The sequence below is a fragment of the uncultured Parasphingorhabdus sp. genome (assembly GCF_963677535.2).
Lineage (GTDB): Bacteria > Pseudomonadota > Alphaproteobacteria > Sphingomonadales > Sphingomonadaceae > Parasphingorhabdus.
This window is the reverse complement of sequence record NZ_CAXXUT010000001.1, coordinates 575,485-589,220: the sequence shown is the minus strand read 5'-3', so window position 1 is coordinate 589,220 and position 13,736 is coordinate 575,485. Positions and strand designations below refer to the sequence as shown.

Sequence of the window (13,736 nt, the reverse complement as noted above, 5' to 3'; positions counted from 1 at the left end):
CTATTGGCAAATACTGGCGGGCGGGTTAGTCAGCCGTCATGAGAAAAATATCCGCATTGCTCGCTGGCGCAACCGCGCTGTCCCTGTCCACCGCCGCTCTGGCCACGGACCATGATCCAATGATGCTTCAGGCCAAGGCGCTGCAGGACGATGTCGCCTATGATATTGTCGAGGGGCTGACCACCGAGATCGGACCGCGGCAGGCGGGTACCGAACAGGAAGCTCAGGCGCGCCACTGGGCTGTGGCCAGGCTGATAGCGTACGGTTTCGACAATGTCCGTAGCGAACCCTTCATGATGCCGACCTGGGTGCGCGGGGCAGAAACGGCTGCCGTTGTTGCCCCTTATGCCCAGCCGCTGGTTGTCACCGCGCTAGGCAATAGCGCCAGCACCGGGGTGGAGGGCATTACGGCGGAAGTTGCCTATTTCGAGTCGCTTGAGGCAATGAAGGCGGTGCCTGACGGCAGCTTGGCCGGTAAAATCGCCTTTGTAACGCACAAGATGCACCGGTCCCAGGATGGTTCGGGTTATAGCGCTTTCGGACCGGTCCGCTGGGTCGGTCCCTCGATTGCCTCGCAGAAGGGCGCGGTTGCTTATGTTATAAAGTCGATCGGCACCGACTATCACCGCAATCCGCACACTGGCAGCACAGGATTTGGTGAAGGCGTCAAACCGATCCCGGCGGGTGCATTGTCACTTCCCGACGCCGACAATCTTGAACGGATGGTCAAGCTGGCGCAGGGGGTCGGAGAGACGGTGACGATGAATCTGGTGCTGACACCGAGAAATCTGGGCCAGCAGGAATCGGGCAATGTCATCGCCGAAGTGACCGGACGGGACCCGAGCCTACCGATGATATTGATCGCCTGCCATCTCGACAGCTGGGATCTGGCGACCGGCGCCTTTGACGATGCGGCGGGCTGCGGTATCATCACGGCGGCAGCCAAGAATATCAGGGATCACGGCCAGCCCCTGCGGACCATCAGACTGCTCTGGGCGGGCGCGGAAGAAGTCGGTATCTGGGGTGGCAAGGCCTATCGCGATGCCCATCGCGATCAGAAACATGCGATCGCCATGGAATCGGACTTCGGCGCCGACAGGGTCTGGCGGGTGGAATTTACCCTGCCCGATAGCGCCAAACCGGTGGCCGACAGGATATCCGCCAGTCTGCTCAATCTTGGCATAGGCCGTTCCGGCGGCAAGGCCGGTGGCGGCGCGGATATCGGGCCGATCATCAGCGATAGCAATCTTGCGATAATCGATTTGCAGCAGGACGGCAGCCGCTATTTCGACCTGCACCACACACCGGATGACACGCTCGACAAGATTGATCCGGAACAGTTGCGGCAAAATGTTGCGGCCTGGACCACGGTCTTGTCGATCATCGCCAATAGCGATGCGGATTTTACCATGCCTGTCAAACCATGAGAGCGCTTCCGCTTCTCGGACTCAGCCTATTGTTGCTGGCCGCCTGTTCCGAAACGCCGATGGAGGAACAGGGTGACGAGGCCATTGCCGAAATGGAAGCAGAGATAGAGGAGGATGCGCGGTCGCTGGAAGAAGCCGCTGCCGAAGCGGCGAGAGTGATGGCCGAGGATATTGATGCGGAACTGGCCGCCGATGGTGTCAACGATCCGGTTGCGGATACGGAAACCGCGGCAGACTAACATCCGCCGCGCTCTGACGATGCAAAGACCGCCGGCCCGAAGCTCAGCCGAGCGGCAATATCAGCGTGGCACGCAGTCCGCCATTTTCCCGGTTTTGGAGAATGATGTCACCGCCGTGATCACGCGCAATGGCGCGGGCGAGAGTTAGGCCCAGCCCCGATCCGCCGGTGGCACGATTGCGCGATCCGTCACCGCGCAGAAACGGTTCGAACATCGTGGATATTTTGGCCTCGGGGATGCCCGGGCCGTCATCATCCACATGAATCAACAGGCTGTTGTCGGACTTTTCCACAGAGATATCCGCAAGCTTGCCGTAAAGCGTGGCGTTGCCGACCAGATTGCGCAGCGCCCGGCGGACGAGGGTTTCGCGGACCGCAACAATCTGCTTTTCACCGCGTTGATAGCGGACATCACGGCCAAGATCTGTAAATTCGTCAACAACGGTTTCGATAAGCGACCGGATGTCAACCGGATCCGCTTGCTCGGTAGAGCGACCCAGGCGCGCCAGCGACAGGATATCCTCCAGCATATTGTTCATGTCCTCGATACCGCTGACCATCCGCTCGCGCTCGGTCTCGTCCTCGACACTTTCCACGCGCACCCGCAAGGCGGCCAGAGGAGTCCGCAAGTCGTGGCCGATAGCGCCGAGCATGACGTCTTTTTCATCGATCATCCGCGTCACGCGGTCGCTCATGTCATTGAAGGCGCGGATCAGTTCACGCGTGTCCGGCGGTCCCTGTTCCTCGAGCGTTTCGGTCGTGCCGGGCTGAAAGGATCGGGTTCTTGCGGTGAGCGATTTCAGCGGACGGGAAATATAGCGCCCGAGCAGGATCAGCGGGATCAGCATCAGCAGATAGATGGTGATGGTCTGCACCAGCAGCGTGCGGACCAGCAGCGGCGATCGTTCGCGCACGGCGGAAGCGATGCTGACCCACTGGCCGATGTCCTGCTGTACTGAAATGACAACGAAGCCTTTGGTTTCCGCTTTCTGCGTGCCACCGCCCATCGACCGGTTGATCGGACTGTTGCGCCACTCGCCGCGATTGGAGCCGACCACATGACCGGTCATGTCGCTGGTCAGGTCGGTCAGCACCGTGGCGCGGATTTCGGTGAAACCGATGCCCATATTGGCAAGGGCCTGACCGGCGCGCGCTTCCAGTTCGGGCAGCCGCCGCATATTGTCGGTAACAGGACTATCGGGGCTATAGCGGAGCTGCCCCCAGCGCCGTAACCTGTTGCTGTTGCGGCGCTGGGCCGGACGATCGCGCGCCTGCCGTTCGAAACCATAGGCAATGCGGGCGACGGCCGCCGTCGACGCCTCGACCAGATTCTGGTTCTGGGCACCGCGATAGAGCAGAAAGCTGTTGATGCCCTGCGCCAACAACAGAATCAGCGCCACGACCATCAGCAATTGTCCGACCAGGCTATGGGGCCACAGGCGCTTCACAGCGATTTAACTTCGCCGGCCAGCACATAGCCGCCACCCCAGACGGTCTTGATAATTTCGGGATTTTTCGGATCGGCTTCGATCTTGCGGCGCAGGCGACTGATCTGGTTGTCGACGGCGCGGTCGAAGGCATGGGCTTCGCGGCCCTGGGTGATGTCGAGCAGCTGGTCGCGATTCAATACTTTGCCAGCGCGGGATACCAGCGCCAGCAGCATCTGGTATTCGCCGGTCGAGAGCGACACATTCACTCCATCGGCATCCACAAGGCTTCGCTTGTCACATTTCAGGGTCCAGCCGGAAAATTGATAGCCGCTGCCGTTGGTCCCGACCTGCGCGGCCCCATTTTTTTCAGCGCGGCGCAAAATAACCTTGATCCGGGCGACCAGTTCGCGCGGACTGAAAGGTTTGGTGATATAGTCGTCTGCGCCCAGTTCGAGCCCGATGATCCGTTCGGTTTCTTCGGTCTTGGCACTGATGAAAATGACCGGGATATCGGTCTTGTCGGTGACAAAGCGGCACAAGCTGAGCCCGTCTTCGCCGGGCATCATGATGTCGAGCAGGATGATGTCGAAATCATAGGCGTTGAGCAATGACCGCGCGATGCTGGCATCGGCGGCCTGCTGTACCTTATAGCCCTGTTTGATCAGATATTCGGCCAGCGGTTCGCGCAGCGAGGCTTCGTCATCGACCAGCAATATGTGGGTCTTGTTCGTCATCGGGTTGCCCTAATAGAGAAATTGCAAAATAGGAACGGACCGCCAGCCACTTTGGGGGAGAAGGGGGATGGCTGACGATCCGTTCGCAAAAAGAGTGGTTCAGGGATCAACCGCCTCTTTTATTCCGTTCGCCTTTGCGCGCCTTGAAGGCCGCCTGGCGTTCTTCCTTGGTCAGATTGCCGTCTCCGTTGGCATCGGCCTTGTCGAAACGGGCCATTGCCGCTGCGGTAAATTCGGCCTTGCTGATCTTCTGGTCACCATTGGTGTCGGCATTACGCATCATCGCCATGCCGTGACCGCCACGCTTGTTGCCTTTGCCGCGCATGCCCTTGCCGCCGCGTTTGCCCTTCATGGCCTTGGCTTCTTCCTGGCTGAGCTTGCCATTGCCGTCCTTGTCGGCGCGAGCAAAGCGCGCGGCCTTGCGTTCGGCGCGGGCCGCTTCCATTTCGGCCTGGCTCAGTTCGCCGTCGCCATTGGTGTCAGCCTTGGCAAAACGTTCGTCGCGCTTGCCCGCACGTTCGGCACGCTTCGCTTCACGGTCTTCCTTGGAGAGCTGGCCATCGCCATTTGCATCCATCTTGGCAAAGCGGCTGTTCAGCGATGCGGTCATTTCCGCCCGGCTGATCGTGCCGTCGCCATTCGCGTCAGCTTTCATGCCACGGTCACCGGGGGCAGCAACGGCAATGCCGCCTGCCATCAACAGGGCGGTAGCGCTCGAGATCAAAATTGCTTTTTTCATAATATGTTCCTCATGTTCCAGTTCGGGGAAACGCTTTTTCCGTTCCGCCATGAATGTCGTTCTACTGGCAACTTGTCGCTGAACTTTGTCAGAACGGACAAAAATTGTCGCAAAATGTATCAATCGACGCGCATGGTTCATTCCCCTGTCAGAAAGAAGCGCTTTTGCGGCCGTTCCCGCTGCCGCAGGATGACTTTGCGATATAGCGGATCAGCTGTCCATGATCGTGTAGCGGTTTGTGCCGGCCGGTTTGCACATGGTTTTGGACACTTTCAGTTCCTCGCCGTCCACAATCACAATATCTGTGAGCAGCATGCAGGGCGTTCCGTCCGGCAAGGCATTTTTCGAAGCGATGGTCGAACTGCCCGAGACATTGTCGCGCACGCTGCTCCGCCATTCGACCTTTTTACCAATCTCACCACCCTCTGTCGCCCGTTGCGTCGCTTCGGCCGCCTGTTGTTGCTCTTCCGGGTAGAGTCGGCAGGCCACTGCCTGAGAAAGATCGTTGGCACTGTCGACGAGAAAATCGCCGACCAGCGGGATCTTTCTGGTCATTTTCGCCATCCGGTCGGCCATGCCGAACAGCCCCTTGCGCCTGGGACCGGCGTTCGTCCCATCCGGTTTGCCCTGGCCATTGCCGCACAATGTATCAAAGGATGTGGCACCAGCCGGGCCGGCGACGCTATCTTCGGGGGCTACCGTATCGGCATCCGTAGCGGACTCTTTTGATAACCGGGGACCCGAAGCGCCGCCCTGCTCTGCTGTGGTGGCAGGTTCTTCGCGTGATGCATCGCCGGATTTGGCTCCGAAAGCATCGCCAAATCGCGCCGAAGCCGGCACGGGAATCATTGCCAGAGCCATGCTGCTTGCCAGAATGACCAATTTTACAGGTTTCGCAAACGGGTTGTCCATGAAAATCCCCTCCCCCGGATACTAGCCATACCACGGGGATAAGCATATTGATTATGTCAGATATTTAACCAGGCCGGCTCCGGCCGGGCTGGTTCGGTGAAATTTTCAGGCGTGAAAGGCACGCTTTGCCAATTCCTATCGAGGGGTAGATCGATGATTGATTTTTCCCGGTCGTTTGAAATATGCGTTATTTGGCCATTTCCGGGAACCGGACTGGCAATTCTCGCGTTAAGGAAGCAGATAGTATATTAGCGGACCAATATTATGACCCCTCAGATTATGATCGTGGAGGATGAGTTTCTCATCGCCATGGAGCTGGAGCAAATCGTCGGTAACCTCGGCTACGACTGCATCGGTGTTGCCGATGACACCGAATCCGCGCTGGCGCTCGTCAGGAAAAAGCCCGGCATTGCGCTCGTCGATGTCAATCTGAGCGACGGGCCGACCGGCCCGATTATCGGCGAACGGCTGGCCAATGAATTCGGGGTGAAGGTGGTCTTCATCACTGCAAACCCCAGGCAGCTGGGAGACGGCGTCGAGGGAACATTGGGTGCGGTGACCAAACCGGTTGAAATTGAAGTCCTGAAGGATGTTCTGAACTATCTGGTCGACGTCTCGAACGACAGGGACGATGCCGAACCGCCGCAAAGAATGAAACTGTTCGACTGATGTCGGCTATCGGTCCGCCCAGTTGCTAGCTTCCCGATAAACGGGCTGCCTGGACCGCCATATCGATCTGCAGACCGGTGGGCAGCCATAGCCGGTCGAGTCTGCCACCCAGTTGCTGGGTTACTGACATTTCGACCAGCTTTGATCCAAAACCGGACCCGGTTGGCGGTGTATCGATCGGCGCGCCACCATTTTCCGACCATTTGAAAAGCACCATGTCCTGATCCCGGGAAATGACCAGATCAACCTGCCCTTCATCAGCGGCCAGGGCGCCATATTTCATAGAATTGGTCGCCAGTTCATGGAAAACAAGCGCGATTGGAGTTGCCGCCCTGTCACCAACCGCAATATCGCCGCCGGAAATACGCAGCCTGTTCTCCGTAAAGGCGGGATAGGATGCAAATATCTCCGACAGCAGGCGCTGCATTGTCACATCACCCAATACTGCCTGTTCCTTGTCATTATGCGGCCGCACATATTCATGCGCTCGCCCCAGCGCCGCTATCCGCCCTTTCAGGGTCTCGGCCGGCTCGCGAAAGCTTTCGTCGCCGCGTGCGGTCATGCTGATGAGGCCGGAAATGATGGCAAAAATATTCTTGATCCGGTGGCTCAATTCCTGGCTGAGCATCTCGTTGTGGCTGGCCGCCTGTTTTGCATCCTCGATATCGGTACAGGTGCCTATCCAGCGCTGGATCTTCTGATCCGGCCCGATAATCGGCAGTGCCCGCCCCAGAACCCAGCGATATTGGCCGGAATGATGACGCAGACGATATTCCACTTCATAGGGCTCGCCGGTCTCGAGACTGTGATTCCATCGCTTCCAGGCTTCCGGCTGGTCGTCGGGATGAAACATGTCGGCCCAGGCTTCGCCATCGGTTGAGCCCTTGGGCGCTCCGGTATACTCATACCAGCGGGCATTATAATAATCATGATCACCGTCGGGCAACGTCGACCAGACCATTTGTGGCATGGTATCGGCCAGCGCATGAAAGGCATCACCGCTCTTCTGCAATGCGCCGCGTTCCTGCAACCGCGAGTCATTTGCCTGCCGGTCTTTATAATCGGCCAGTCTGAAATTCTTGATCCGGCTGCGAGTAGGCATAATCAGATTCCACTATTTATTGAGACGGAAGCTCAGGTGATCAAACAATCCGGAACAGGACAAGTCAGCGCAATTTAGTCTATTTTTAAAAAATGTAACCAAATCTTTTTACACCTGCGAATTTTCCTCCGGTCGCTGGCAATGCATGTTCAAGGCAAACCGACAGGCGAACCCAAGGCTTAAAGCCGCTGTGGCTATTATGATATATCGCTATTGAACGCCCTCGCCATGAGGCGCGGACGTAACGCAACATGGCCGGAGAATTAAAATTTTGGCGGAACGGCGCAGTGTTACAAGGTAGATGGAGCGGGTGAAGGGAATCGAACCCTCGTCGTAAGCTTGGAAGGCTTCTGCTCTACCATTGAGCTACACCCGCATTTCCCGATCGACCGTCAGATCGTCCGAATGCGCTGCTATTGCCACCGCTTTTGTGGTCCGTCAATCAGGAAAGCTTGAGATTTGTCTGTGAGGAGAGCGCATGCTGTTCAAACCATTGCGCGACGGCCTGCTGTTCGGCTTTCGTCATATGCAATCCCAGCTTCGACCGGCGCCAGAGAATATCCTCGGCACTGCGTGCAAATTCATGGTCGACCAGCCAGCGGATCTCGATCTCGTGGAGGCCGGCAGCAAAAGACTGGCCCAGATCCGCCGCCTGCTTGACTTCGGCCAGCAAAGTGGCGGTATCCGTACCATAAGCCCGGACCAATCGGTGCAATATGACCCGATCGATGAAAGGCCAGCGTTCTTCATATTGGTCGACCAGCACCTCGACGCCATCATGCCGGAAATCGCCGCCGGGCAAAGCCGCTTCTCTGGTCCAGTCATCGGTGTCGACATCGAGCTTGTCCGCGAGCGTCCGGATCGCCTGCAGCGCTAGCACGCGATAAGTGGTTATCTTGCCGCCGAAGATCGAGAGCACCGGCGCGCCGTTATCCGTCTCATAATCAAAGACATAATCCCGGGTCACGGTGGCGGCGCTACGGCTATGGTCGTCATATAACGGCCGGACCCCGGAATAGGTCCACTGGATATCGTCTCGGGTTACCGGCTTGACGAAATATTCGTTGGCGGCATCACAGAGATAATCGATTTCGCTGTTGCTGATCGTCGCATCACCTTCGGCATAGGTCCACGGCTGGTCGGTGGTACCGATCAGCGTGTGCTCGCCCTCATAGGGAATGGCAAAGATGATCCGGCCATCCTTGTTCTGGAATATATAGCTGTGATCGCCCTGATATTTGCGCCTCACCACGATATGGCTGCCCTTGACCAGTCGCAACTTGGCCGCGTGGTTGCTGCGGTCGTAGAGCGCCGTGACCGGGTCGACCCAAGGGCCGGCGGCGTTGACCAATATCCTGGCCTGTTCGATGCATGGTGCGCCATTCTGCCGGATGTCGATATTCCAGTGATCGGCCTTGCGATCGAGTCCGACGCATTCGGCGCGTGTCCGGATCTCGGCGCCGCGCTCGGCGGCATCGCGCGCGGTGAGCGAGACCAGTCGGGCATCCTCGACCCAGCAATCGGAATAGGCAAAGCCTTTGCTGAGCCGTTTCTGCAGCGGATCGCCACGACGGTCGGTGCGGAGATTGAGGCTTTTGGTGGCCGGTAATATCTCGCGACCGCCAAGATGATCATATAGGAACAGGCCGAGCCGCAGCAGCCAGGCGGGCCGCATACCCTGGTCGACCGGCAGCACGAAGCGCATCGGCCAGATGATATGCGGTGCGGCGCGAAGCAGGACTTCCCGTTCCTTGAGCGCCTTGCGGACGAGGTTGAATTCATAATGTTCGAGATAGCGCAGACCGCCATGGACCAGCTTGGTGCTTGCCGAGGATGTATGCGAAGCCAGATCGTCGCGCTCGACCAGCAGGACCTTCAGCCCCCTGCCCGCTGCATCGCGCGCAATGCCGACGCCGTTTATACCGCCGCCAATGATAGCCAAATCGTACATTAGCGACCTAATAAACAAACCAGCAATATGTGCAATGTTGCATTGCAACATAGGCGGCTTTCGCTTGCCTTTTCAATGCCAGCTTATAGCTTGCAAGGGCAATATGGGAGCGGGACATGGCGGCACAGCATATTTTGGTTATCGATGAAGGCACGACATCGACCCGGGCGATGCTGTTTGGCGTCGACGGCAAGTTGCAGGGATCGCAGCAGGAAGCGCTGACGCAATATTATCCGGCTCCGGGACTGGTCGAACATGATGCTGCCGAAATATGGGACAAGACCCTGAGTTGCTGCCAGAAAATGATCGAAAAGGCTGGCGGAGCAGACAAGATCGCGGCGATCGGGATCACCAACCAGCGGGAAACGGTCGTCGCCTGGGACAAGAGATCGGGCGAACCGCTCGGCCGGGCGATCGTCTGGCAGGATCGCCGAACGGCTGACACATGCGACAGGCTGAAGGCTGACGGCCTCGAGCCGATGGTTCAGAACAAGACGGGCTTGCTGCTCGATCCCTATTTTTCCGGTAGCAAGATCGGCTGGATGCTGGAACACTGGCCCGACGTAAAAGCCGCGGGCGATAATCTCGCCTTCGGCACGATCGAATCCTACCTCATTTACCGGCTGACCGGCGGGCAGCATGTCACGGACGCTAGCAACGCAAGCAGGACAATGCTGATGGGGCTGGAATCGGATGACTGGGATGATGAGCTTCTGGCGCTTTTCGACATTCCCAGAAAGACGCTGCCGCGCATTGTCGATTGCGCGGGGACGCTGGGGACCACCGCACCGGACCTGTTCGGCAGCCCGATCGCGATATGCGGTTCCGCCGGTGACCAGCAGGCAGCCACCATCGGCCAGGCCTGTCTGGCGATCGGCCAGACAAAAGCCACTTTCGGGACCGGAGCCTTCATCCTGACCAACAGCGGGGAAACGGCACCACGGTCGGACAATCGCCTGCTGTCGACCATTCTCTATCAATATCAGGGCCGCCGTGTCTATGCGCTCGAAGGGTCGGTATTCGTGGCCGGCAGCCTGATGCAATGGCTGCGAGACGATATCGCTTTGCTGAAATTTGCCGGAGAGAGCGAGGAACTGGCGCGCTCGGTCGACGACAATGGCGGGGTCTATCTGGTCCCAGCCTTGTCCGGCCTCGGCGCTCCGCACTGGCGCGCCGATGCGACCGCGACCATCTCCGGTATGAGCTTTGCATCGAAAAAGGCGCATATCGCTCGCGCCGCACTCGAATCAATGGCCTACCAATGCCACGATCTGAAAACAGCTTTTTCCGCTGACGGGGTCGACTGGCAAAATTTGCGGATTGATGGCGGCATGGTTGCCAATGACTGGATGGTGCAGGATCTCGCCGATATTCTCGACATCAGGGTCGAACGGCCGGAATTTTTCGAGACTACGGCGCTGGGTGCCGCAATGCTGGCGGCGGTCGGTTGCGGAATATATGGTTCGCTCGAAGCCGCTGCGACGATGATCTCGGGGCTCGACGTTCACGAACCGGCGATCGCAGCAGATGTCAGAGACTTGCGTCTGGCGGGCTGGAAACGGGCCATCACTTCGGTTCTGGCCAGCTAGGATGTTGCAGCCATAAAAAAGCCCGCATTGCGCGGGCTTTTCTAGTCAGCAGTTGAAGAGGCTGTGCGTCTTCAGACCTTCTTTTTCTTTTCCGCTTTCACGTCGGCCCAGATCGTCCGGTAGGACAGATAGGCGAGAATCGTCGCAATCAACAGGAAAGCGATGACCGCCCAGCCGGTCTGGTGCCGTTCTTCCAGCTTTGGTTCTGCCGTCCAGATCAGGAAAGCCGTCACATCTTCGGCCATCTGTTCGATGCTGGCGTTGGTGCCGTCGGAATAGCTGACCATATCGGCAGCCGCCAGTGGTGGGGCCATCGCGAGGTTCAGGTTGGCGAAATAGGGATTATAATGCAGTCCCGGTCCCGGCTGGTTGGCTTCAGGCAGATTTGCCGGAGGGTTCTGGTAGCCGGTCAGCAGCGAATAGACATAAGGAGCTCCGCCTTCGCGCGCCTTGGTGATCAGCGAGAGATCAGGCGGGATCGCGTTGTTGTTGGCAGCGGCTGCCGCAACGTTGTTGGCAAATGGCTTGGGGAACTTGTCGGCAGGCAACGATGGGCGGGACGACATTTCGCCGGTGTCCGGATCGACATCCGGTGTCTGGATAGCCCAGTTGGCCGCGATTGCCTTCACTTCGTCTTCATTATAGCCGATTTCTTCCAGATTGCGGAAAGCGACCAGACGGAGCGAGTGACAGGCTGCGCAGACTTCCTTGTACACTTGGAAGCCGCGTTGCAGCTGCTGGCGATCAAATTTTCCCAGCGGACCATCGGAGGTGAAGGAAATATCCTTCGGTTCCTGATGGAACGCATGTTCGGCGGTTTCCGCCGGCGGGTTGGAGATATATTCTTTTGCTCCCATTGCAAAAGAAACCAGGAGCCAGCCTGAAAAGAACAGGCCAACCAATATTCCGATAAATCTTACCATTACGACAGGTCCCTGTTTCTTAGCTGGCAGTGTTGAGTGGCTTGCCGGTTACCGATTCAGTGATACTGTTCGGCAAAGGCTCAGGCTTTTCCATCCGCGACAACAGCGGCAAAATGATCAGGAAATGCGCGAAATAATAAGCGGCGGCCAATTGGCTGATCATCACGAACGGTTCTTCGGCCGGCGCACCGCCACAATAGCCCAGGATCAGCACGTCGATCACAAGGATGCCGAAGAAGATCTTGAACTTGGGACGGAAGGTGCCCGAGCGGACCGGTGACTTGTCCAGCCATGGCAGGAAGAACCAGACCAGGATCGCGGAGAACATCGCCAGTACACCAAGCAGCTTCGCCGGAATGAACAGGAAGTCGAAGGTGAAGGCGCGCAGAATCGCGTACCAGGGCCAGAAATACCATTCCGGAACGATGTGGGCCGGCGTCGACAGCGGGTTGGCCGGAATATAGTTGTCGGCATGGCCCAGTGCGTTCGGCAGGAAGAACATCAGCGCGGTGAAGAAGATCAGCGCGAGACCGATCGTCCAGCCGTCCTTCGCGGTATAGTAAGGATGGAATGGAACCGTGTCCTGTGGTCCCTTTACATCAACACCGGTCGGGTTGTTAGAGCCCGGAATGTGCAGCGCCCAGATATGCATGATGACAACGCCGGCAATGACGAATGGCAACAGATAGTGCAGCGAGAAGAAGCGGTTCAGCGCCGCATTGTCCGGCGCGAAACCACCGAGCAGCAGTTCCTGGATAGGCTTGCCGACAAGCGGAATGGCTTCAAACAGGCCGGTAATCACCTTGGCACCCCAGAAGCTCATCTGGCCCCATGGAAGAACATAGCCCATGAACGCGGTCGCCATCGCAAGAAGATAGATAACCACACCGAGCAACCACAGCATCTCGCGCGGCGCCTTGTACGAGCCGTAAAAAAGCCCGCGACCGATATGCAGATAGATGGCGATGAAGAAGAAGCTTGCACCATTGGCATGCGCATAGCGGATCATCCAGCCGCTGTTCACATCGCGCATGATATGTTCGACGGAATCAAAGGCAATATTTGCGTTGGCCGCATAATGCATGGCGAGAATGATGCCGGTCACGATCTGGACGACCAGAAACAGGCCGGCCAGGGAACCGAAATTCCACATATAGTTCAAATTGCGCGGCGCGGGATACCCAGCACCAACGCTGTTGTAAATGAACCGTGGCAGCGGCAGCTGCTTGTCCATCCACTGACCGAAATCAGTTGTTGGTGTATATTCTTTTGCCCAAGGAAAGCTCATTTTTCTTCTGCCCCTTAGCCGATTTTCACGACAGTATCTGAAAGGAATTCATGTTCCGGAACCACGAGGTTGGTCGGGGCCGGACCTTTGCGAATGCGGGCGGCCGTATCATAATGCGATCCGTGGCACGGGCAGAAATAGCCGCCAAATTCACCTTTTATTTCGCCCTGCGCAGCACCGAGCGGCACGCAGCCGAGATGGGTGCAAACGCCCAGTGTGATCAGCCAGTTTTCCTTGCCGGGGGTTGTCCGGTCGGCGAGGGTTTCCGGATCACGCAGGCCGGCAGTATCGACCGCATTGGCCTGGGATATTTCGTCTGCCGTCAGGTTACGGATGAAAATAGGCTGTTTCCGCCAGCTTGTCTTGATCGACTGGCCGGCTTCGATCGCCGAAATGTCGACTTCGATCGACGACAGCGCGAGAACATCAGCGCTCGGGTTCATCTGGTTGACCAACGGGAAAACCGTTGCCACCGCCCCGGCACCAGCGAAGCTCACTGCTGCGATATTGATAAAGTCCCGGCGGCGAACGCCGCTTTCTTCTGCGACTGCCGTATCAGCTGTTTCAACCGTTGCCATGCAAACAAGCCCTATAGAAAATTTATGACCCCAAGACTGCCAGAATGTCCGATACTGCTCAACAGCAGTTTGAACAGGCAGTGAATTGCGCGCCTGATAGCCGCGAAGGATAGGGTTTGCCAACAGGGAATTTTCGATTGACCGAACATTCACTTC

The 13,736-nt window shown here is 57.7% G+C and carries 13 protein-coding genes and 1 tRNA gene; 4 read left to right on the top strand and 10 right to left on the bottom strand.

All coding sequences use genetic code 11. From position 1 onward, the window contains the following. The first annotated feature begins 38 nt into the window (after positions 1–38). Together ACHZCJ_RS02840 and ACHZCJ_RS02835 are read left to right on the top strand one after the other, a co-directional pair. Positions 39–1,427, top strand: a complete 1,389-nt coding sequence (locus ACHZCJ_RS02840; RefSeq protein WP_321323722.1) for a M28 family peptidase — start codon at positions 39–41, stop codon at positions 1,425–1,427. Beyond that, positions 1,424–1,666, top strand: a complete 243-nt coding sequence (locus ACHZCJ_RS02835) for a hypothetical protein (RefSeq protein WP_321323721.1) — start codon at positions 1,424–1,426, stop codon at positions 1,664–1,666. Before ACHZCJ_RS02840 ends, ACHZCJ_RS02835 begins: the two co-directional genes overlap by 4 nt. Positions 1,667–1,709: 43 nt before the next feature. On the opposite strand, the gene ACHZCJ_RS02830 is transcribed toward ACHZCJ_RS02835, so the two are convergent. The 4 genes from ACHZCJ_RS02830 to ACHZCJ_RS02815 form a co-directional block, all read right to left on the bottom strand. After that, the gene (locus tag ACHZCJ_RS02830) at positions 1,710–3,113 is read right to left on the bottom strand and encodes a HAMP domain-containing sensor histidine kinase (protein WP_159642944.1); all 1,404 of its coding nucleotides are present in this window, start codon (positions 3,111–3,113) and stop codon (positions 1,710–1,712) included. Beyond that, a complete protein-coding gene (locus ACHZCJ_RS02825; RefSeq protein ID WP_321323717.1) occupies positions 3,110–3,829 on the bottom strand; it encodes a response regulator in 720 nt (239 codons plus the stop codon). The genes ACHZCJ_RS02830 and ACHZCJ_RS02825 overlap by 4 nt, the downstream gene beginning before the upstream one ends. Positions 3,830–3,935: 106 nt before the next feature. Continuing rightward, positions 3,936–4,568: a hypothetical protein gene (locus ACHZCJ_RS02820; protein WP_321323715.1), complete on the bottom strand. Its 633-nt coding sequence runs from the start codon at positions 4,566–4,568 to the stop codon at positions 3,936–3,938. Positions 4,569–4,778: 210 nt separating this feature from the next. Continuing rightward, a complete protein-coding gene (locus ACHZCJ_RS02815; RefSeq protein WP_159642950.1) occupies positions 4,779–5,480 on the bottom strand; it encodes a hypothetical protein in 702 nt (233 codons plus the stop codon). A gap of 264 nt (positions 5,481–5,744) precedes the next feature. Here ACHZCJ_RS02815 and ACHZCJ_RS02810 point away from each other — a divergent pair, with 264 nt between their 5' ends. Further along, on the top strand, positions 5,745–6,149 hold the full coding sequence (locus tag ACHZCJ_RS02810) for a response regulator (protein WP_201295634.1): 405 nt from the start codon (positions 5,745–5,747) through the stop codon (positions 6,147–6,149). 25 nt (positions 6,150–6,174) lie between these two features. On the opposite strand, the gene ACHZCJ_RS02805 is transcribed toward ACHZCJ_RS02810, so the two are convergent. The 3 genes from ACHZCJ_RS02805 to glpD form a co-directional block, all read right to left on the bottom strand. Further along, positions 6,175–7,251 (bottom strand): PAS domain-containing protein, encoded by a 1,077-nt coding sequence (locus ACHZCJ_RS02805; RefSeq protein ID WP_321323712.1) that lies wholly within the window; start codon positions 7,249–7,251, stop codon positions 6,175–6,177. Between the two features lie 302 nt (positions 7,252–7,553). Next, positions 7,554–7,627 (bottom strand) — tRNA-Gly (locus tag ACHZCJ_RS02800). 66 nt (positions 7,628–7,693) lie between these two features. Beyond that, positions 7,694–9,202, bottom strand: coding sequence for a glycerol-3-phosphate dehydrogenase (gene glpD, locus ACHZCJ_RS02795; RefSeq protein ID WP_321323710.1), 1,509 nt, complete (start codon positions 9,200–9,202; stop codon positions 7,694–7,696). Positions 9,203–9,318: 116 nt separating this feature from the next. On the opposite strand from glpD, the gene ACHZCJ_RS02790 reads away from it, so the two are divergent. Further along, on the top strand, positions 9,319–10,791 hold the full coding sequence (locus tag ACHZCJ_RS02790; protein WP_321323708.1) for a glycerol kinase: 1,473 nt from the start codon (positions 9,319–9,321) through the stop codon (positions 10,789–10,791). A 71-nt stretch (positions 10,792–10,862) separates the two neighbouring features. Here the strand turns inward: ACHZCJ_RS02790 and ACHZCJ_RS02785 are convergent, their stop codons facing one another. Genes ACHZCJ_RS02785 through petA form a run of 3 tightly spaced genes read right to left on the bottom strand, consistent with a single transcriptional unit; the run spans position 10,863 to position 13,580 of the window. Further along, a complete protein-coding gene (locus ACHZCJ_RS02785) occupies positions 10,863–11,714 on the bottom strand; it encodes a cytochrome c1 (protein WP_321323706.1) in 852 nt (283 codons plus the stop codon). Positions 11,715–11,733: 19 nt separating this feature from the next. After that, positions 11,734–13,002: a cytochrome b N-terminal domain-containing protein gene (locus ACHZCJ_RS02780; RefSeq protein WP_321323703.1), complete on the bottom strand. Its 1,269-nt coding sequence runs from the start codon at positions 13,000–13,002 to the stop codon at positions 11,734–11,736. A 14-nt stretch (positions 13,003–13,016) separates the two neighbouring features. After that, positions 13,017–13,580, bottom strand: coding sequence for a ubiquinol-cytochrome c reductase iron-sulfur subunit (gene petA / locus ACHZCJ_RS02775; protein WP_159642962.1), 564 nt, complete (start codon positions 13,578–13,580; stop codon positions 13,017–13,019). Positions 13,581–13,736: the final 156 nt, after the last annotated feature.

Excerpts from the sequence above, each read along its gene's own strand:
- petA (WP_159642962.1), bottom strand. The coding sequence starts at position 13,580 with ATGGCAACGGTTGAAACAGCTGATACGGCAGTCGCAGAAGAAAGCGGC.
- ACHZCJ_RS02805 (WP_321323712.1), bottom strand. The coding sequence starts at position 7,251 with ATGCCTACTCGCAGCCGGATCAAGAATTTCAGACTGGCCGATTATAAA.
- ACHZCJ_RS02825 (WP_321323717.1), bottom strand. The coding sequence starts at position 3,829 with ATGACGAACAAGACCCACATATTGCTGGTCGATGACGAAGCCTCGCTG.
- ACHZCJ_RS02790 (WP_321323708.1), top strand. The coding sequence starts at position 9,319 with ATGGCGGCACAGCATATTTTGGTTATCGATGAAGGCACGACATCGACC.
- ACHZCJ_RS02810 (WP_201295634.1), top strand. The coding sequence starts at position 5,745 with ATGACCCCTCAGATTATGATCGTGGAGGATGAGTTTCTCATCGCCATG.
- ACHZCJ_RS02780 (WP_321323703.1), bottom strand. The coding sequence starts at position 13,002 with ATGAGCTTTCCTTGGGCAAAAGAATATACACCAACAACTGATTTCGGT.
- ACHZCJ_RS02835 (WP_321323721.1), top strand. The coding sequence starts at position 1,424 with ATGAGAGCGCTTCCGCTTCTCGGACTCAGCCTATTGTTGCTGGCCGCC.
- ACHZCJ_RS02785 (WP_321323706.1), bottom strand. The coding sequence starts at position 11,714 with ATGGTAAGATTTATCGGAATATTGGTTGGCCTGTTCTTTTCAGGCTGG.
- ACHZCJ_RS02815 (WP_159642950.1), bottom strand. The coding sequence starts at position 5,480 with ATGGACAACCCGTTTGCGAAACCTGTAAAATTGGTCATTCTGGCAAGC.
- glpD (WP_321323710.1), bottom strand. The coding sequence starts at position 9,202 with ATGTACGATTTGGCTATCATTGGCGGCGGTATAAACGGCGTCGGCATT.
- ACHZCJ_RS02840 (WP_321323722.1), top strand. The coding sequence starts at position 39 with ATGAGAAAAATATCCGCATTGCTCGCTGGCGCAACCGCGCTGTCCCTG.
- ACHZCJ_RS02820 (WP_321323715.1), bottom strand. The coding sequence starts at position 4,568 with ATGAAAAAAGCAATTTTGATCTCGAGCGCTACCGCCCTGTTGATGGCA.